This is a genomic window from Nonomuraea sp. NPDC003707 (assembly GCF_053587055.1).
The window spans coordinates 271943-291481 of the sequence record NZ_JBSFNK010000003.1 but is presented as its reverse complement, the minus strand read 5'-3'; the positions used below and the strand labels follow the sequence as shown (position 1 = coordinate 291481).

Genomic DNA, 19539 nt, shown 5'->3' with positions numbered 1-19539 from the left:
GTCAGGCGCGGGGACGTGTCGTACCGAACTCCGCCATCCCGGCCCCCGTTCCCATGCGCGCGCCGTGCCCTCGGTGATCCTCGCGCAAACCGGGGTCGGGTCATGAGGGCTTCCCGCTACGGTTGCGCGCGTGGAAATCGTGCGGCGAGGGGAGCGGGGCGATGGCTGAGCCGCCACGGGTGCCGCCGGAGATGTTCCGGTTCGCCACCACCGACCGGGCAGACCTGAACACCGCGGTCCTCTACGCCTTCGGCGAGGCCGGCGAGCGGCTGGAGACGGCGCTCACCGTGGAGGCGGCGCGGGAGCGGCTGCGGGCGGTGGGCTGGTACGCGCCGGTCGGCGAGCAGGAGCTGACCGCGACGCTCAAGCAGCTCGCGGGGTGGGGGCTGCTCGACGTCATCTTCAACCACGCCGGGAGCTTCGCGACCGCCGAGGAGTACGAGCGCAAGAACCTGCAGTACTCGCTGACCAGGCGCGGCGAGGCGGCCTTCGCCGGCGTACGGCACGCGATGGCGGTGCTGGCCTCCGCCGGCGCGCTGCAGACCGCGGTGCTCGACGCCATCGCCGACCGGCTGGGGGAGTTGGAGTCGCTGCTGCGTGATCCGGACCCCGGGCGCAACCGGCGGATCTTCGCGAGCCTGCGGGAGCTCGAAGGCCACCTCGACGGGCTGCGCGACAACACCAGGCAGTTCAACGGCGAGCTGCAGCGGCTGCTGCGCGTCGAGGGGACCGACCTCACCACGTTCCACGAGGTCAAGGGGGCCACCGTGGCCTACCTGCAGGAGTTCGTGAGCAATCTGGAGCAGCGCGGCGACACCATCGCCGCGGCCCTGCGCGGAGTGGCCGGGCACGGGGTCGCCGTGCTGCACGCGCGGGCGCTCGACGGGGCCGACCTGCCGGAGGCGCCGGGCACGGATCACGTCACGCCGTGGCTGGCGGCGCGGGCGGCCAGGTGGGAGGGCCTGTGCCGGTGGTTCGCGCCCGAGGACAGGCCGACCGACGGATCGGACGGCGGGCCGGACGACTGGGGGGAGCCGCGGATCCGCCGGCTCCATGACGTGGCGCGGCAGGCCATCGTGTCGCTGCTGCAGGTGCTCGACCGGATCACCGACTCCCGCCGACGCTCCTCCAGCGCCGCCGCCGACTTCCGTACGCTGGCCCGCTGGTTCGCCGGCGCCCCGAGCGAGGATGACGCCCACCGGCTGTGGGACGCGGCGTTCGGGCTCGGTCCCGCCCGGCACGCGCACCTGGGGCACGCGGACGCGGAGCTGATCCCGGCCGGGGTGCCGTGGCGGGAGGCCGAGCCCGTGGAGGTGTCGGCGCTGCTGCGCTCGCGCGGGCGCACCGAGCGGATGGGCCGCACGGGCAAGGTGCGCGACGTCATCGCCCTGCGGGCCGAGCGCCAGGAACTGGCAGGGAAGGAGCGGGCCGAACTGGAGGCCGCCTGGTCGGCGCTGGCCACCACCGGGGCGACCCGGCTGTCGCAGCTGGGGGAGCTCGACCACGACACCTTCGGACGCCTGCTCGACCTGCTCGGCAGGGCCCTGGCCGAGCGGCCCGACTCGACCGGGTTCCGGCGGGCCGTGACCTCGGACGGGCGGGTGGAGATCGTGCTGCGGGCCCCGGAGGACGGCGCGGTGGCGGTGCTGCGTACGTCGGACGGCTGGTTCCGCGGGCCCGACTACCTCATCGACGTGCGTTCCCTGGGGCTCGCCCGCGTGGGCGGCTCCCCCGCCTACCACGAGCAGGCGGCGGGCGCATGAGCAGCCTGGCCAACCAGCTCGTCAGAGCCGAGAAGGAGGAGATCGCGCGGGCGATCAGGACCCTGCTCGGCCGGCCGCTCGTGTCCCTGCACGACGACGCCGCCGCCTTCGACCTGATCAGGAAGCGGCGGCAGCCGCTGATCCAGTGGTTCGACTACTTCTGCGGCTGGCGGCTCGTGGTGGAGCCGCGCCAGGGGTACGCCCGCCTCGTCAAGGTCAGATCCGAGGCGAGCGCCACCCGGCCCGCCCGGCGCCGCCGCACCACCAGGGCCCCGTTCGACCGCCGCCGCTACACGCTGCTCTGCCTCTGCGCCGCCGAGCTGCTCACCTCGCCGGTCACCACGATCGGCATGCTCGCCCAGCGCGTGGTCCAGGCCGCCGCCGTGGAGGCGGGGGTGCCCGCGTTCGACCCGGTCAGGAGCGAGGAGCGGGCCGCGTTCGTGGACGCGCTCAAACAGCTGGAGCACTACGGCGTGATCACGGCCATGGACGGCGCGACCGACTCCTACCTCGACGACGAGGACGCCAAGGTGCTCTACCGCGTCGACACCACCCGCGTGATCAGGCTCCTCGCCGCCCCGGTGCCCCCGTCCCGCATCGCCGCCGAGGGCGACGACCCGATGGGCCGGGTGCTCGGCACGCTCACCACCGAGCCCCGCTACGGCGGCGACGAGCCGACCGAGACCCAGCGCAACCTGTGGGCCAGGCACTCCCTCATGCGCCGCCTCCTCGACGAGCCCGTCGTCTACCGCGACGAGCTGACCCCCGAGCAGTCGGCCTACGCCGCCTCGCTCACCGGCCGCCGGATCATCCGCCGCGCCGCGGAGGAGGCCGGGTTCGTGCTGGAGGAACGGTCCGAGGGCTTCCTGCTCATCGACGCCGACGCCACCGCCACGGACACCAAGTTCCCCGACGACGGAAGCCACGCCAAGGTGGCCGCCCTGCTCCTGCTCGACCTGCTCGTCTCCGCCGGTCCCGTCCGGGCCGCCCGGGTCGACGCCGAGGCCACGGAGCTGCTGCGCCGCTTCCCGCAGTGGGCCAAGGCGTACCAGTCCGACGGCGGCGGGCCGCGGCTGGCCGCCGACGCGCTGGAGGTGCTCGAACTGTTCGGGCTGGCCCGCCGCACGGGTGACCGGGTCGCCGCCCTGCCTGCCGCGGCCCGCTACCGGGTCGATCGCGGCTCGGCCGTCCAGGAGGATTCATGACAGTCACGGAGCTCACCGCCGCACTCACCACCGGCACGCGTGCCGCGCAGGGCATGGACGCCCGCTGGGTGCCCGTACGCGCGGGGATCCTGAACGTGTGGCGCTACTACGACGAGGTGTTCGAGTTCCACCGGGGCAGGCTGCTGCTGCGCGGGCCCAACGGCAGCGGCAAGTCCAAGGTGCTGGAGCTGCTGCTCCCGTACGTGCTCGACGCCAGCCTCAAGCCGAGCAGGCTGTCCACGTTCGGCGGCACCGAGCGCACCATGCACTGGAACCTCATGGGCGACGGCGCCACCGGCACCACCCGGGTCGGGTACGTGTGGCTGGAGTTCCGGCATGCCGACGGGCGCTGGTTCACGTGCGGCGCCCGGCTTCAGGCCACCGTCCACACCAAGAACGTCACCGCCACATACTTCACGACCGAGGCCCGCGTCGACGCCCCCGACGGCATCCGGCTCACCGGCGAAGGCGGCCAGCCCCTGACCAAGGCCCAGCTCGCCGAGGAGCTCGGCACGTCGGGCCAGGTCCACGAGTCCGCCGACGCCTACCGCGCCGTCGTGCGCCAGACGCTCTACCGCGCGCTCAACGAGCAGCGTTACGACTCGCTCCTCACCGCCCTGCGCCAGCTGCGCACCCCCAAGCTCTCCGAACGCCTCGACCCGGGCCTGCTGTCCGACCTGCTGTCGAGCGCTCTGCCGCCGCTCGGCGAGGGGGAGATCCACGAGATCGCCGAGGGGTTCGAGCGGCTCGACCGGCAGCGCGAGGAGCTGCGCCTGCTCGACCGCGACGTCGAGGAGGCCGACCGGCTGGCGGGCCGCCAGCGCGGCTACGCGCAGCGCGTCCTGCGCGCCGCCGCGGCCGCGGTGACGTCCGCGGGCCACACCCTCGACTCGCTGGCGGCCGAGGCCAAGGCCAAGCGCGAGGCGCTCAAGGAGGTCGAGGGCGAGCTGAACGCCACGACCGTGCGGCTCGGGGAGGAGGAGGCGCAGGAGCTGGCGCTGGCGGCGCAGATCGACGGGCTCAAGGAGAGCGAGGCGTACCGGGCGGGGTCCGAGCTGCACCGGCTCCGCATGGAGGCGCAGGCCGCCCACGAGACGGCTGCCCTGCTCCGCGACCAGGCGGGGGCGGCGGCCCGCTCGGCCGCCGCCAAGCAGGAGCTGTCGGCGCTGGCCGAGGCCGCCGCCCGCACCGCCGCCGCGCTGTCGGAACGTTCCAGGACGGAGGCCCGCCACGCGGCCGAACGCGCCGGGCTGCTGGCCGCCCACGAGGAGTCCGACCGGGCCGGATCCGGCCCGGAGCCGGACGAGGGTGATCAGGCCGTCCGCGCCGCTGACGGGGCCGGCGCCGTGCACAGGGCCCGGGAGCTGCTGCGGGCCGCCGTCACCAGCCGCGCCGCCCAGATCCGGGAGGTACGCGCCGGAGCCGTCGAGCATCAGGAGGCCATCAACCGCCGCACGGCGGCCGAGCAGGACCGCGACCGCGCCCGCGACGACCTCGCCGCCGCCCAGGCCGCCCACGACGCGGCCGAGAGCCTGCGCGACGAGCGGGCCGCCAACCTGGCCGCGGCCCTGTCCGAATGGGCGGCCGGCTGCGCGCAGCTCAAGCTCGACGCGGACGAGCCGGCGGGTCTGGCGGAGCGGTTCGAGCAGGCCGACGAGCTGGTGGGCGCCGCGCGTACGGCGGCGGCCGTCAAGCTGGCCGCCCGCGAGCAGCACCTGACCGGCCTGCGCGACAAGCTGCTGGCCGAGCGCGGCGAGCTGATCCGCGAACGCGAACGCCTCAATGACCGGACCGTCCTCGACCCGCGCGCCACGCACGCCCGCGACATGGCCGCCAGGAAGGGACGCCCGGGGGCCCCGCTGTGGCGGGCCGTGGCGTTCAGGTCGGGCCTCGACCCCGTCGCCCAGGCGGGCGTGGAGGCGGCGCTGGAGGCGGCGGGCCTGCTGGACCTGTGGCTGCGTCCGGACGGCGGGTTCGACGCGGGGGAGCACGACGCGTTCGCGGTGGCCGCGCTGGCCAAGCCCGCGCCCGGCTACAGCCTGGCCCACGTGCTGCTCACGGAGGCGGACTCCCCGGTCAAGGCCGACACGGTGCTGGCGGGCATCGCGTTCGCGCCCAGCGCGATCGGCGTCGACCACCCCGCGGTCGTCGGCGCCGACGGCACCTGGCGGCTCGGACCCGCCGCGGGCCGCTGGGTCAAGCCCGAACCCTCCTACATCGGCGCCACCGCCCGCGAGCGTGCCAGGCGCCGCCGCGTCGCCGAGCTGGACGACCGGCTCGGCGAGCTCGCGGGCACGGTCGCCGAGTGCGACCACCTGCTCGCCGTGGTCGACGCCGACCGCGACACGCTGGCCGCCGAGCTGCGGCGCCGGCCCGCCCGGCGGCCGTACGCGGACGCGCTCGACGCGCTCGACGGGGCGGTGAAGAAGGTCGCGCTGCTCGAGGACCAGCTCAGGGCCTACGAGCAGCGCCTGCACGACCGGGAGAAGGAGGTCGGCAGGACGCTGCGGCGGCTCACCGAGCTGGCGGCCGGCCACGCCCTGCCCACCGCGCCGCCCGCGCTCGACAACCTCGAAGAGGCTTTGCGCACCGCCGAGACGACCGGCACCGCCTGGCACGACCGGCGCGCCGACGCCCGCGCCGCCGCCGAGCGCGCCCAGCACACCGCCGAGACCGCCGGCGAATACCAGGACCTGGCCGTCAGGGCCGTCGAACGCGCCGAGGACGCCGCGGCGGGCGCCGTCACGCTGGCGGAGAAGCTCGCGGCCGTCGAGTCCACGGTCGGCGCCGAGCACCTGCGCGTGCTGGAGCGTCTCCAGGAGACGCAGGCCGCGTACCAGACCTGCCGCCGCCTCATCCGCTCGGTCAACGACGACCTGGCCCGCATGCACGCCCGGCTCGGCGAGCTCAGGGGCGAGCTGGGCACGGCCGAGGAGAAGCACGCCGAGGCGGGGCGGGTGCGGGACGAGGTGTCCGAACGCTTCCGCGGCCTGACGGCCGGGCATCTGGCGGCGGACGCGCGGGCGACGATCGAGCTGGCGCGCGACGCCGGGGTGCGGGCCGTGCTGGTCTCGGCCAGGGACGTCGCCGAGCAGCTCGCGGCGGTGCCGTACGAGCAGAAGAACGTCAAGGAGGCGGAGGCGCGGCTGCTGGACGCCTTCCACCACGCCAGGGAGATCCTCGCCGACCGCGCGGACCTGGAGCTGACGCCCGACGAGGACGTCCAGCTGCTGACCGCCACCGTCGCCGGCGTCCGGGCTGGGGCCGCCGCCCTCAACGAGGCGCTGCGCAAGGAGCGCGACGAGCGGCGCTCGGACATCACGGAGGCGGAGCGGGACCTGTTCGACCGGACGCTGGCCGGCGACACGCGGCGGCACCTCGCCGACCGGATCAGGCAGGCGACCGCGCTGGTGGAGGGCATGAACCAGCGCCTCGAACGCGTCCGCACCGCCTCCCGGGTGGCCGTCCGCCTGGTGTGGCAGGTCGATCCCACGCAGTCGCCCGGCACCCGGGCCGCCCGCGACCTGCTGCTGCGCGACCCGGCCGGGCTGGACGAGGCCGACAGGGAGGCCCTGTACGTCTTCTTCAGGGACCGGGTGGAGGAGGCGCGGGCCGACAACTCGTCGGCGAGCTGGGAGGACCAGCTCATGAAGGTGCTCGACTACACGGCCTGGCACCGGTTCGTGGTCAGGCTGGACCGCGGCGACGGGCAGGGCTGGCAGGACCTCACCAGGAAGCTGCACGGGGCGCTGTCCGGCGGGGAGAAGGCGATCGCGCTGCACCTGCCACTGTTCGCCGCCGTGGCCGCGCACTACCAGAGCGACCCGGGCTGTCCCCGGTTCATCCTGCTGGACGAGGTGTTCGTGGGGGTGGACAGGACGAACCGGGGGCAGGTGTTCGACCTGCTGGTGAACCTGGGGCTGGACCTGGTGCTCACGTCCGACCACGAGTGGTGCGAGTACCGCGAGCTCGACGGGATCGCCGTCCACCAGCTCATCACCGGCGACGGTGACGACGCGGTGACGACCGCCCGCTTCGTCTGGAACGGCTACCGTACGGTCCCGACGGAATGACCGTTCCCGAGGGTGCTAATCATTCTGAATGATCACGCTCTGGGTCTGCTCGAGGTCGGCGCCGTCGAGCGTGCCGTCCAACCGGTAGGCCGCGAGCAACTGCCGGAGTGCGTCGTCGGCGCCCGCAACCCCGGGATCGAGCTGTGCGCCGAGCGAGGCCAGGGCCGGAGATTCCGGCCCTGCCAGCCTGAACAGCAAGGCGACGCCGGCCGCGTCGGCATAGGTCTCGGGTTCGGCGAGCCAGGGGATCTCGTCGGCAAGCGCCGGATGCGCGCACAGCACGGCCGCCATCGCGTACGGGTCCGGTCTCCTGCCGCGGCCGACCCGGTCCGTCCACCGGACGACGTCCGCCGCCGACGCGGTCGTCAGCAGGCGGCTGCACTGTTTGAGCAGCGTCGCCAGCTGATCCAGCACCTTCTCCAGCTCTTCGTCGCCGACATCGTCGCCTGGGTCGACCAGAACCAGGTGTCCCTGCCGGCCGGGGCTGGTGAGCAGCGCGCTGATGGAGCTCTTGACGATGTCGGCCCACGAGTCGCCGGGACTGGAGTACTGAAGGCCCCCGACCGAGCTGTGGCCGAACCGAAGCCGCCTCTCCAGGGCGGTGTCCCCGATGAGGCGTGCGTACATGACATCCGGGGCATCGGCTACCAGCTGTGCATTCGGCTGCGCCGAAATCTCGACCGAGTCGCCGTCGAACCTCAACGTGCTGAGGATCGACTGCCTTCCGGCCGTGTCGAGGCCCGACATCCACAGCATCACCATGGATCGCCACCGGGCCCGCTCGTTCTCTCCTTCCGGCCAGAGATCGTCGAGCAACACGAAATTCCGCACCAGGACGAGCAGCGTGACCAGGTTGGCCGAGTAGGCCGCCAGCTGCCGCACCCGGTCCGTCGGGGTCGGCCGGTAGTCGGCGTACCGCTCCGAGCCGAACCTTCTGCGATGGCCCGCGATGAGTGCCGTGAGAGCGCCGGCGATCCGCCCCCGCTGCTCCGCCGGCAACTCGTCGGCCAACTCCTCCACGAACGTCAGGATGGTCCGCCGGTTCGACAGCGGCTGGTGCGACAGCAGCGCGAAGAGGAGGTTGTCGTTCAGGTCGCGGGCTCCACGCCGGACCGGGGACTCGGCTGCCAGCTCGCCGAGCAGCTCGATGGTCTGTGCGGCCATCAGGTACTCGCCGAAGGTGGCGTGCATGAACTCGTAGCTCTGCCGCGGGTCGGCACCGGGCGCGCGGGCCTCGGCGGTGTGGACGAAGAAGAACTGTCCGATCAGCCGGCTGCCGACCTCGTCGGTGCGACTCGACGAGGAGGCCTGCTCGTCCATCGCCAGGAGGTCCGCCCCCAGCTCGGCGTCCGTCACGTTCTGCCTGCCACGGTTGAACATCGCGAACGCCGCCACGGCCAGTCTCCACAGCTGTTCGCGGACGAGCTCCTCACGCCGATGGCCGGAGAGCTTCTTGTTGGTGCGTTCGATCTCCCGGCGGGCGAAGGTGTCCAGCAGCCTTCTGTAGAGGTCGGCGGTCGAGAGCCCGTCGTCGAGCGCGGGCGCCCCGGGATCGGCGCAGTACAGAGCGAGCATGAGCAGCAGGAGCGGCTGTCCGGCCAGCTCCGGATGGCGCATGGCCGCCCCGTGGGTCAGCGCACGCGAGGTGCCGCCCCTGTTGGCGAAGTTCCACACCCGCAACCAGGCCGAGATCTGGTCCTCGTCGAACTCCTCGAGCTTGACGGCCACCGTCCCGTCCGGAACGGTGATCCGGTCGGCGACCACCGTCCGGGACGTCACGATCACCACGACCGGGCGATCCTGATCGGCCTCCTGACGCTGGAACGCCATGACCTCCTGCAGGTAGCCGCCTCGGTGACCGGCCGCCTGGAGCAACTCGTCGAGGCCGTCCAGGAGGACGACGCGGATGGTGTCGCGGCTCTGGTGGGCCAGCTCCCACCAGTCGACCCGGCGATGGGTGGCCAGGTCGAGCGCTTCCTGGATCTGGTCGTGCACCGGTGCCTCGGCGCCGACCCGGCGCAGCGGGACCCGCACCGCGGTGAAGGCGGAGGCGGGCAGTCGTCCGGCGAGCATCTTGGTCAGGGAGCTCTTGCCCGCTCCCGGGTGCCCGAGCAGCAGCAACGGCGCTCGGGTGGCCTGGGGCGAGGTGAGGTGCGCCGCGAAGCGGAGGTCGAGGTCGCCGAACACCGGCTGCTCACGCCACCAGCTCTCGTCGGCCAGCTTCTGGTCCTTGCCGCCCAGACTGATCCGGTAGCGGGGATCGACGAAGGACTCCTCGAGCGCGGGGAAGGTGAGCTCGGGGGTGGCCAGCACCGCGTCCTCCGCGACGATGTGCTCGCGTAACGCGCCCCGGTTGGCCCGGCTCATGACGGCGCACAGGTCGGGCTCCTCCCGGCGGTCGCCGGCCATCGACTCCAGCACCTGCTCCAGACGGGAGAGGGCGGCGGAGTGGCTGTCGAACGCGGTGCGGACGTCTTCGCGGACGCCGGTGACCGCGGTCCTCGTGGCGGCGTGCTCGCCCAGGCTCGCCCAGACGAGGAACTCCGGCACGGTCGCGCAGAGCGACAGGTAGTGGGACCGGTAACGCTCGATCGCGGCATCGAGGACCGTCTCCAGGTTCACCTGCAGCGAGGTGCCGGCCTGCGCGGTGAGGAGCCCCAGGAAGCGCAGGTGAGGCGCGATCATCCAATCCCGCAGTGCTGGGATGTTCTCCTCGAATCCCCGGGCGGGAGAGGGCGCGGGCACCTCGATGTCATAAAGGGCGTCGATCAGGTGCTCGTGGGCGTCGCGGGCGGTAGGCGTGATGAGCTGGAGCTTTTCGGCGTCCGTGAGGCGGGGCCGCTTGGCGAGCGGCGCCCTCAGGTGCTCGCGCCACGCCTCGAAGACCGCCGCCGCGACGATCGTGGTGTGGGCGGCGCAGATCAGCCGATGCCGTTCGTAGCCGGAGAGCCTCAGCAGTCGGTCAGCGGCGCTGTCCAGGGCCGCACGAAGCAGCGAGACCGCCTCGTTCTTCTGGTCCACCCAGCCCCAGACCGCCGCGAACGCCGCCAGCGGCGGCAGCGCCGCCCCGCCGAGAGCCACGGCTCCGGCGGCCAGGATGGCGCCGCCCAGGAGCTTGTTCAGTCGGTCTATCCGGGGGCGGTCATGATGGCCGAGGATCGCCAGCGCGCCGCGATAGGTCAGGTCCGGGTCGCGGCGCATGACACCTCCACTGCTGCGTGTATGGGCCAAGTGTGGCCGATCGCCGCCTGCCTCGCCCCTCAGGTTGCTCGGAGAGCATCGGTCCAGGGCGGGTTGGCGCCCGCGACCGAGCACGTCAGTGCCGCCACCCTTACCGCGAACTCGGCCGCCTCCACCGCCGTCCCCAGATCCAGGCCGTCCAGGCGGCCGCCCAGGAGGTCCTTGGCGGCGAGGCTGTGCAGGAGGCCCGCCGTGAAGGAGTCGCCCGCGCCGACCGTGTCCACCACGTTCACCTCCGGCGCCGGCACCGAAGCGCGCTCGCCGTCCAGGGACACCAGTGCGCCCGCCGCGCCCCTCGTGACGACGATCAGCCGGGCGCCGGCGGCGTGCCAGGTGTCGCAGGCACGCTCCATCGGCACGCCGGGCAGCAGGAAGTCGAGGTCGTCCGCGCTGAGCTTGAGGATGTCGGTCCACTCGCACCAGCGCGACACCGGGTAGTCGGCCAGGGAGGCGAGGCTGGGGCGGACGTTCGGGTCGATCGAGATCGTGGCGCGCCCGGCGGCCTCCCGCGCGAAGGCCTCCACCGCCGTCCGGCCCGGCTCCCTGGCCAGGGCGAGCGATCCGGTGTGCAGGCAAGAGACCGGGCCGAGGCGGTCCAGGTCCAGCTCGTACGGGGTCCACTGCCAGTCGGCGGTGCCGTCGGCGTAGAAGGTGTACTCGGCCTGGCCGCCGGCGTCGAGGGCGGCGACGGCGAGCGTGCTGGGCTCCTTGGCGTCGACGGAGGCCGAGAGGTCCACGCCCGAGGAGGCGAGGTGGCGGCGGAACAGCTCGCCGAACACGTCGCCGGAGACGCGGCCGAGGAAGCGCGTGGGGGTCCCGAGCCGGGCCAGCGCCACCGCCGTGTTCGCGGGCCCGCCGCCCGGCAGCACCCGCAACCCCAGCTCCATCGCCTCCCCGCCGTTCTCGGTCGGGGGGTGGTCGCCGGGGGAGCGGGAGGTGAAGCCGTCGGCGACGCACTCGCCCAGGACAGCGATCATCGAGCCTGCCTTTCAGGCACGTTGCCGATTTGTTACGGCAGGGGGGCATTGACGTTTCTCGGATGGGAGTCCATCATCGCAGCACAGCGGATGTCAACGTTGACATATGTCAACGATGACATCGGGTCCCCCCTGATAGGAACCGCCCATGAATGCAAAGATTTCGGCCGGACTCCTGGTCACCGCCCTTCTCGTCACCGGATGTGGCGGCGGGGGCGGAGGCGCCGGGCAGAGCTCCTCCGCGACGCCCAAGGTCGGCCTCATCACCAAGACCGAGACGAACCCGTTCTTCGTGAAGATGAAGGAGGGCGCCCAGAAGTCGGCCCAGGCCAACGGCATGGAGCTGATGACCGCCGCCGGCAAGTTCGACGGCGACAACGCCTCCCAGATCACGGCCATCGAGAACATGGTCGCCGCCGGTGTGAAGGGCATCCTCATCACGCCGAGCGACACCAAGGCCATCGTGCCCGCCGTCAAGAAGGCCCGCGACGCGGGCGTGCTCGTCATCGCGCTGGACACGCCGACGGACCCGCAGGACGCCACGGACGCGCTGTTCGCCACCGACAACCTCAAGGCCGGCGAGCTGATCGGCCAGTACGCCAAGGCCGCGATGGCCGGCAAGCCCGCCAAGATCGCCACCCTCGACCTGGCCCCTGGCATCACCGTCGGCCAGCTCAGGCACGACGGCTTCCTGAAGGGGTACGGGATCGCTGAGGGCGACCCGTCCGTCGTCTGCTCCCAGGACACCAGGGGCGACCAGGCCAAGGGCCAGACCGCCATGGAGAACTGCCTGCAGAAGGCCCCCGACATCAACCTCGTCTACACGATCAACGAGCCCGCGGCGCTGGGCGCGTACACGGCGCTGAAGGCCAAGGGCCGCGAGAAGGACGTGCTGATCGTCTCCGTGGACGGCGGCTGCACCGGCACCAAGGCCGTGAAGTCGGGCGAGATCGCCGCCACGAGCCAGCAGTACCCGCTGAAGATGGCCGAGGACGGCGTCAAGGCGGTGTCGGAGTTCGCCAAGACCGGCAAGAAGGCCTCCGGCTACACCGACACCGGCGTCACCCTGATCACCGACAAGTCCGTCTCCGGCGTCGAGGCCAAGGACACGGCCTTCGGCCTGGCCAACTGCTGGGGCTGACATGGCCGTCATGGAAGCGACGCTGCCGCGCCGCCTGATCTCCACACCCGTCGCGGGCCCGCTGGCCGCGCTCGTCCTGGCCTGCGTGTTCTTCGCGCTCAGGACCGACCAGTTCTTCACCGGCCCGAACTTCTCGCTGATCATCCAGCAGGTCATGGTGGTCGGCACGCTGGCCATCGGCCAGACGCTGATCATCCTGACCGCGGGCATCGACCTGTCCAACGGCGCGATCATGGCGTTCGGCGGCATCGTGATGACCAAGCTGGCCGTGGACAGCGGCCTGCCGCCGGTCCTCGCGGTCGCCGCCGGGCTCGTCGTCTGCTCGCTGTTCGGGCTGGTCAACGGGTTGCTGGTGACACGGATCTCGTTGCCGCCGTTCATCGTGACGCTCGGCATGCTGAACGTGGTCTTCGCCCTGACCCACATCTACTCCAACGAGCAGACGGTCACGGACCTGCCGCCGGTGCTCACGTTCCTCGGCCAGACGTTCCAGGTCGGGCAGACGAACGTCACCTACGGCTCGCTGCTGACGATCCTGCTGTTCCTGCTGTTCGCGTACCTGCTCGGCTCCACGGCATGGGGCCGCCACGTGTACGCGCTCGGCAACAGCCCCGAGGTGGCCCGCCTGACCGGCATCAGGACGAGCCGGCTGACCATCGGCGTCTACACGCTGGCCGGCTTCGTGTACGGCATCGCCGCCCTGCTGCTGGTCTCGCGTACCGGAGTGGGCGACCCGCAGGCCGGCCAGACCGACAACCTGGACAGCATCACCGCGGTCGTCCTGGGCGGGACGAGCCTGTTCGGCGGCCGCGGACTGGTGATCGGCACGCTCGTCGGAGCGCTCATCGTAGGGGTGTTCCGCAACGGGCTGCAGCTGATGGGCGTACCGTCGATCTATCAGACGCTCATCACCGGCATCCTGGTGATCCTCGCCGTCGCGGTCGACCAGCTCTCCCGCAGGAGGAACCGATGACGACCCCCGTGCTCCAGGCCCGCGGCCTGGTGAAGCGCTACGGCCACGTGACCGCGCTCGACGGCGCCGACTTCGAGCTGATGCCCGGCGAGGTGCTCGCCGTCATCGGCGACAACGGCGCCGGCAAGACCAGCCTCATCAAGGCGCTCACGGGCGCGCTCCAGCCCGACACCGGCGAGATCCTGCTCGACGGCAAGCCGGTGCGCTTCCGCGACCCGCTGGAGGCGCGCCGCCAGGGCATCGAGACCGTCTACCAGGACCTCGCGGTGGCGGCCTCGCTCGACATCGCCACGAACATGTTCCTCGGCCGCGAGATCCGCAAGCCCGGCATCCTCGGCAGCGTCTTCCGCATGCTCGACAAGAAGCGCATGCGCGAGGAGTCCGCCCGGCACATGGCCGAGCTCAAGATCGGGCTGCGCTCGCTCACCCAGCCGGTCGAGTCGCTGTCCGGCGGCCAGCGGCAGGGTGTGGCCGTGGCCAGGGCGGTGGCGTGGGCCACGCACGTCGTGGTCATGGACGAGCCCACCGCCGCGCTCGGTGTCAAGGAGTCCGGCCAGGTGCTCGACATGATCAAACGGGTCCGCGACGGGGGCACGCCGGTCGTGCTGATCAGCCACAACATGCCGCACGTGTTCGAGATCGCCGACCGCATCCACGTCCAGCGCCTCGGCCGCCGGGTCGCCCAGATCAAGCCGGGCGACCACAGCATGGCCGAGGTGGTGGCCATCATGACCGGCGCCCTCCAGGTCTCGGAAGGCAAGGCGGTGGTGGCGGACCAGGGCGCGGCGGAGGCTATCGGGTTGACCTGATGAGCGGCCACTAACATGGGCGCAATGCGGCGTCCGACGATGACAGATGTGGCGCGTGAGGTCGGCGTCACGGCGAAGACGGTCTCGCGGGTGCTCAACGACGACGGCCCGGTCGCCGTCGAGACCCGCGAGCGCGTCATGGAGGCCGTCAGGAAGCTGGGCTACCAGCCCAACCTGATGGCCCGCAACATGCGGGTCGGCGCGCGCGACGCCGCGATCGGCCTGGTCATCCCCGAGATGGGCAACCCGTTCTTCGGCACGGTCGCGGGCGGCATCGAGAGCGCCGTCCGCGCCCGCGGCCTCACCCTCATCGTCGGCAACTCCAGCGAGACCGCCGACCTGGAGCAGTCGCTGATCGCGACGTTCCTGGCCCGCAGGGTGAGCGCGCTCATGGTGGTCCCCTCGGCCACCAGCGACCACCGCCACCTGCGCAACGAACGCGTGGCCGGCCTGCCCATCGTCTTCCTCGACCGGCCGGCCGTCGGCCTGACCGCCGACAGCGTGGTCAGCGCCAACCGGGAGGGCGCCAGGGCCGGCGTCGCCCACCTGATCGCCCACGGCCACCGCAGGATCGGCTTCGTCGGCGACGTGCCCGCCGCCCTCTACACGCGCCGCGAACGCTTCCAGGGCTACCGCGACGCGCTCGAAGGCGCGGGGCTGCCGTTCGACCGGGGCCTGGTGGAGACGGGTCACGACCAGGAGGCCGCGGCCCGGGCCACGATGCGGCTGTTAGCCCTCGGCGATCCGCCGACCGCCCTGTTCGCGGGCAACAACCTCGCCTCCACGGGCGCGGTGGTGGCGCTGTCACGGGCCCGCCGCAGGGACGTGGCGCTGGTGGGCTTCGACGACCTGCCCCTGGCCGAGTGCCTGGACCCGCCGCTGACGGTCGTGGCCCAGGACCCGGCGCGGATGGGGGCCGCGGCGGCCGAGCAGGTGCTGGCGCGGCTGGACGGCGACCGCTCCAAGGCCCGCAGGACGCTGGTGCCCACCCGGCTGGTCGTCCGGGGCTCGGGCGAGCTGCCCGCCCCCAGGTAGCTAGCGGGGGTAGGCGCCGCCGTCCAGGCTGAGGACCTGGCTGGTCAGGTAGCCGTTCCGGAGGACGGCCAGGGCCAGGTCGGCGACCTCCTCCGGACGCCCGAAGCGGCCGACAGGCAGGTGGCTGGGGCTCGCCGTGGCCGGGAGCATGGCGGTGTCCTCGATCAGGGCGGGCGCCAGGGCGTTGACCGTCACGCCGTGGGAGGCCACGTGGGCGGCCAGGAAGTGCAGCATGCCGTGCAGGCCCGCCTTGGACGCGGCGTAGTGCGGGCCGACGATGCCGCCGGTGAAGGCCGCGATCGACGACATGAACAGCACCCGCCCGAACCCCCGCTGCGCCATCCCCGGCAGAGCGTGCTGCGCCAGCAGGAACGGGGCGCGCAGGTTGACCGCCATCGTGCGGTCCCACGTCACCGCGTTCACCGCCGTGTACTCCTGCTGGATGGCGTAGCCTGCGTTGGAGATCAGCAGGTCGACGGGGCCAAGCGCCTCGGTCGTGGCGCGCAGCAGGGCGACCGGGACCTGCGGGTCGGCCAGGTCGCCCGGGAGCGCGATCGCGTCCACGCCGGCGGCCCGCGCCCGCGCCACCAGGTCGTCGGCGTGCTCGGAGCGGGTGCCGTACGTGAAGGCGGTTCTGACTCCCGCGGCGATGAGGCGGCGCCCGATCGCCTGCCCGATGCCGCCCGACGCGCCGGTCAGCAGGGCAACGCGGCCAGTGAGTTGGGTCATGTCACCCAATCTTCCCCGTGACAGAGGCGTTGACGGCACGTTGGAATGGGGCGTTTCCGTACGTCTTCCACTGTGTGCTCACGCGTAACTCGCGGTCCACCTGGGCGGTCTACGGTGCGCGCATGAGAATGCGCAGGTTACTCGCGAGTGTGCTGGCCGGAGTCGTCGCCGGCGGTACCGTCGCGGTCGTGCTGACCCAGACGACTCCCGCCACGGCCGAGCGCCGCGGCCAGGCACCCATCGTGATCGGCCACCGGGGCGCGAGCGCCCACCGGCCCGAGCACACGCTCCTGTCGTACGAGACCGCCATCGCCATGGGCGCCGACTACATCGAGCCCGACCTCGTCTCGACCAAGGATCACGTGCTGGTCGCCAGGCACGAGAACGAGATCTCCGGGACGACCGACGTGTCCGCGCACCCGGAGTTCGCCGACCGGCGCACCACCAAGACCGTGGACGGCCGGCCGATCACCGGCTGGTTCACCGAGGACTTCACGCTGGCCGAGCTGAAGACGCTGCGCGCCAAGGAGCGCGTCCCCGACCTGCGGCCGGACAACACCGCGTTCGACGGGCTGCCGGAGATCCCGACGTTCGAGGAGGTCGTGAAGCTGGCGCAGGAGCACGGCGTCGGCGTCTACCCCGAGACCAAGCACCCGACGTACTTCGACTCCATCGGCCTGTCGCTGGAGGAGCCGCTGCTGGACGTGCTCAACCGGTATCGCGTACGCAAGGCGTACATCCAGTCCTTCGAGACCGCGAACCTGCGCGAGCTGCGCGGCAAGACCCGCCTGCCGCTGATCCAGCTGATCACGTTCGGGGGCGCGCCGTACGACTGGGTCGCCTCCGGGAGCACCCGCACGTACGACGACATGGTCAAGCCGGACGGGCTGCGCGAGGTGGCCTCGTACGCGAACGGGATCGGGGTGGACACCCGGCGCGTGGTGCCCCAGGACGCCTCGGGCAAGACCCTCGAACCCACCACGCTGGTCGCCGACGCGCACCGGCGCCGGCTGGACGTGCACGTCTGGACGGTACGCAACGAGAACTCGCAGCTGCCCGCCGACTACCGGCTCGGCAACCCGGCCAGCCCCGTCTACCCCCGGGCCACCGGGAACGTGATGGGGTGGCTGTCGAAGCTGATCGACCTGGGCATCGACGGCGCCTTCTGCGACGACCCCGCCATGGGCAGGGCCGTGGTGAGCGGACGGCAGGCGTAGGGACTCGTGGGGCGTCGGCCCTATTCCCCACCGGATCAGTGGGTACATTGGTCCGGTGAGGAACGACCAGCACGGCCTGGCGATGACCGGGGCCGGCGCCGCCGCGGCGCGGCACTACGACCGCGCGATCGACGAACTGCTGCACCTGCGGGTGGAGGTCGCCACCGAGACCAAGGCGGCGCTGGCCGAGTCGCCCGGCTTCCCGATGGGCAACGTCCTGAGCGCGTACCTCGGGCTGCTCACCACCGAGGTCGATGACGCGCGGAAGGCGCGGGCGCGGTTCGGGGCGTTCCGGGACAGGATCGACGAGTCGTCGCTGCTGCCCCGCGAGCGCGCCCACGTGGCGGCCGTGCAGGCGCTGCTCGACGGTGACTGGCTGACGTGCGGGCGGCTGCTCGGCGAGATCACCGTGGAGCACCCGCGCGACGCCCTGGCGCTGGCGGCCGGGCACCAGGTCGACTTCTTCACCGGCGACGCGCGCTCACTGCGCGACCGGATCGGCGGGGCCCTGAACGCCTGGCGGGAGGACGACCCGCACTTCGGCCACGTGCTGGGGATGTACGCCTTCGGCCTGGAGGAGGCGGGGCACTACGACCGGTCGGAGGAGGCCGGGCTGCGGGCGGTCGAGCTGAACGCGCGCGACGTGTGGGGCATTCACGCGGTCGTGCACACGTACGAGATGCAGGGGCGGTTCGGGGAGGGGCTGCGTTACTTCGACGCGCGGGTCCCGGACTGGTCCACCGGAACGTTCTTCAACATCCACAACTGGTGGCACTACTGCCTTTTCGCGCTGGAGTCCGGTGACGAGGCGCGGGCGCTGGCGATCTACGACTCGGTGCTCGCGGGCGGGGAGACCTGCATGGAGCTGCTGGACGCCGCCGCCCTGCTCTGGCGGCTCCACCTGGAGGGCTCCGAGCAGCACGAGCGCTGGCGCGCTCTGGCCGACGCGTGGCCGGTCAGGGTGGCCGAGCCGTTCTACGCGTTCAACGACATGCACGCGGTCATGTCGTACGTGGGCGCCGGGCGGATCGGGGAGGCGGAGAAGCTGATCGCGACGCGCGAGGCGTACGTGCTGGAGCCGCGTCCGGGCGTCACCAACCGGGACATGACGCTCAGGGTGGGCCTGCCGGTGTGCCGCTCGCTGGTGGCCTTCGGACGGGGCGACTACGACGCGGTCGTGGACCTGCTCCATCCGATCAGGCACCGGGTGAACGAGTTCGGCGGCAGCCACGCACAGCGGGACGCCGTGCAGAAGACCCTGCTGGAGGCGGCCCTGCGGGCGGGGCGGCGGGATGTCGCGCGGGTGCTGGTGAGCGAGCGCGTCAACGTCCGGCCGTGCAGCCCGTACAACTGGCTCAAGCAGGCCGCCCTCGCCGATGAGCTGGGCGAACGGGGCGCCGCCGCGGCCGCCCGCCTGCGCGCCGGGGAGCTGGCCCGCAACGGCGGCCTGCGTGTCGGCGATCCTGCCTCGGACGGCGGCCGGTCCTAGCTGCGGAACTGTCGGAGCCGGCGGGTAGTGTTTCCGGCCATGGAACGCCAACTCACCCTGATGGTCGTACACGCACACCCCGACGACGAGTGCCTCAGCACCGGCGGCATCTTGGCACGCTACTCCGACGAGGGCATCCGCACGGTCCTGGTCACCTGCACCAACGGTGAGCAGGGTGATGGCCAGGGCGGCGTGAAGCCGGGCGAGGACGGCCACGACGACGCGGCGGTGGCCGAGCAGCGGCTGGCCGAGCTGCGCGAGTCGGTGTCCCACCTGGGCATCGACCACCTGGAGCTGCTCGGCTACCGTGACTCCGGCATGGAGGGCTGGGACGCCAACGCCCACCCCGACGCGTTCGCCAACGTGCCGGTCGAGACGGCCGCCGCCAAGCTGGCCGCGTTGATGGAGCACTACCGGCCCCAGGTGGTGGTGACCTATGACGAGACCGGCGGTGGCGGCTACGGCCATCCCGACCACGTCCAGGCCCACCGCGTCACGGTGGCGGCCGTCGAGCAGACCGGCATTCCCGACAAGTTCTATTACACGGCCATGCCTCGGTCCGGCATCAAGCAGATGTTCGAGATGATGCGGGCCAACGGGGTCGATCTCGGCGACTTCCAGCCGTCCGACGACTTCGGCACCCCCGACGAGCGGGTCACCAGCATCGTCGACATCGCGCCGTTCGTCGAACGCAAGCTCAAGGCGCTCAGGGCGCACGAGAGCCAGGGCGAGAACATCTTCCTGCTCCGCATGCCCGAGGAGGTGCAGCAGCAGGCGTTCTCGCACGAGGCGTTCGAGCGGAAGCTGTGCAAGGTGGACGCGCCCGATCATGAGGAGGACCTGTTCGCGGGACTGCGTGACGGCTAGCCTCCAGAACATTATTCTGAG

At 72.2% G+C, this 19539-nt stretch carries 13 protein-coding genes; 10 read left to right on the top strand and 3 right to left on the bottom strand.

Annotated features, from left to right (window positions below):
* The first annotated feature begins 161 nt into the window (after nucleotides 1–161).
* The 3 genes from ACWDRB_RS08955 to ACWDRB_RS08945 are packed head-to-tail and all read left to right on the top strand — an operon-like array spanning nucleotide 162 to nucleotide 7041.
* Nucleotides 162–1763: a TIGR02677 family protein gene (locus ACWDRB_RS08955; protein ID WP_449892547.1), complete on the top strand. Its 1602-nt coding sequence runs from the start codon at nucleotides 162–164 to the stop codon at nucleotides 1761–1763.
* Nucleotides 1760–2968, top strand: a complete 1209-nt coding sequence (locus ACWDRB_RS08950; protein WP_449892546.1) for a TIGR02678 family protein — start codon at nucleotides 1760–1762, stop codon at nucleotides 2966–2968. The genes ACWDRB_RS08955 and ACWDRB_RS08950 overlap by 4 nt, the downstream gene beginning before the upstream one ends.
* Entirely contained in the window at nucleotides 2965–7041 is a 4077-nt protein-coding gene (locus tag ACWDRB_RS08945; protein WP_449892545.1) for a TIGR02680 family protein, read from the top strand. Before ACWDRB_RS08950 ends, ACWDRB_RS08945 begins: the two co-directional genes overlap by 4 nt.
* Nucleotides 7042–7056: 15 nt before the next feature.
* On the opposite strand, the gene ACWDRB_RS08940 is transcribed toward ACWDRB_RS08945, so the two are convergent.
* Complete coding sequence (locus ACWDRB_RS08940) at nucleotides 7057–10242, bottom strand: NACHT domain-containing protein (protein ID WP_449892544.1); 3186 nt, start codon at nucleotides 10240–10242, stop codon at nucleotides 7057–7059.
* A 59-nt stretch (nucleotides 10243–10301) separates the two neighbouring features.
* Nucleotides 10302–11258: a carbohydrate kinase family protein gene (locus tag ACWDRB_RS08935; protein ID WP_449892543.1), complete on the bottom strand. Its 957-nt coding sequence runs from the start codon at nucleotides 11256–11258 to the stop codon at nucleotides 10302–10304.
* 148 nt (nucleotides 11259–11406) lie between these two features.
* Here ACWDRB_RS08935 and ACWDRB_RS08930 point away from each other — a divergent pair, with 148 nt between their 5' ends.
* Genes ACWDRB_RS08930 through ACWDRB_RS08915 form a run of 4 tightly spaced genes read left to right on the top strand, consistent with a single transcriptional unit; the run spans nucleotide 11407 to nucleotide 15216 of the window.
* The gene (locus ACWDRB_RS08930) at nucleotides 11407–12399 is read left to right on the top strand and encodes a sugar ABC transporter substrate-binding protein (protein ID WP_355195768.1); all 993 of its coding nucleotides are present in this window, start codon (nucleotides 11407–11409) and stop codon (nucleotides 12397–12399) included.
* A 10-nt stretch (nucleotides 12400–12409) separates the two neighbouring features.
* Nucleotides 12410–13372 (top strand): ABC transporter permease, encoded by a 963-nt coding sequence (locus tag ACWDRB_RS08925; RefSeq protein WP_449892542.1) that lies wholly within the window; start codon nucleotides 12410–12412, stop codon nucleotides 13370–13372.
* The gene (locus ACWDRB_RS08920; RefSeq protein ID WP_397366779.1) at nucleotides 13369–14181 is read left to right on the top strand and encodes an ATP-binding cassette domain-containing protein; all 813 of its coding nucleotides are present in this window, start codon (nucleotides 13369–13371) and stop codon (nucleotides 14179–14181) included. The genes ACWDRB_RS08925 and ACWDRB_RS08920 overlap by 4 nt, the downstream gene beginning before the upstream one ends.
* Nucleotides 14182–14205: 24 nt before the next feature.
* Entirely contained in the window at nucleotides 14206–15216 is a 1011-nt protein-coding gene (locus ACWDRB_RS08915) for a LacI family DNA-binding transcriptional regulator (RefSeq protein WP_350727768.1), read from the top strand.
* Here the strand turns inward: ACWDRB_RS08915 and ACWDRB_RS08910 are convergent, their stop codons facing one another.
* Complete coding sequence (locus tag ACWDRB_RS08910) at nucleotides 15217–15945, bottom strand: SDR family NAD(P)-dependent oxidoreductase (RefSeq protein ID WP_449892541.1); 729 nt, start codon at nucleotides 15943–15945, stop codon at nucleotides 15217–15219.
* Between the two features lie 122 nt (nucleotides 15946–16067).
* Here ACWDRB_RS08910 and ACWDRB_RS08905 point away from each other — a divergent pair, with 122 nt between their 5' ends.
* The 3 genes from ACWDRB_RS08905 to ACWDRB_RS08895 are packed head-to-tail and all read left to right on the top strand — an operon-like array spanning nucleotide 16068 to nucleotide 19518.
* Complete coding sequence (locus ACWDRB_RS08905) at nucleotides 16068–17162, top strand: glycerophosphodiester phosphodiesterase (RefSeq protein WP_397366781.1); 1095 nt, start codon at nucleotides 16068–16070, stop codon at nucleotides 17160–17162.
* A 55-nt stretch (nucleotides 17163–17217) separates the two neighbouring features.
* Nucleotides 17218–18651, top strand: coding sequence for a tetratricopeptide repeat protein (locus ACWDRB_RS08900; protein WP_449892540.1), 1434 nt, complete (start codon nucleotides 17218–17220; stop codon nucleotides 18649–18651).
* A 39-nt stretch (nucleotides 18652–18690) separates the two neighbouring features.
* Nucleotides 18691–19518 (top strand): PIG-L family deacetylase, encoded by an 828-nt coding sequence (locus ACWDRB_RS08895; RefSeq protein ID WP_449892539.1) that lies wholly within the window; start codon nucleotides 18691–18693, stop codon nucleotides 19516–19518.
* Nucleotides 19519–19539 lie beyond the last annotated feature (21 nt).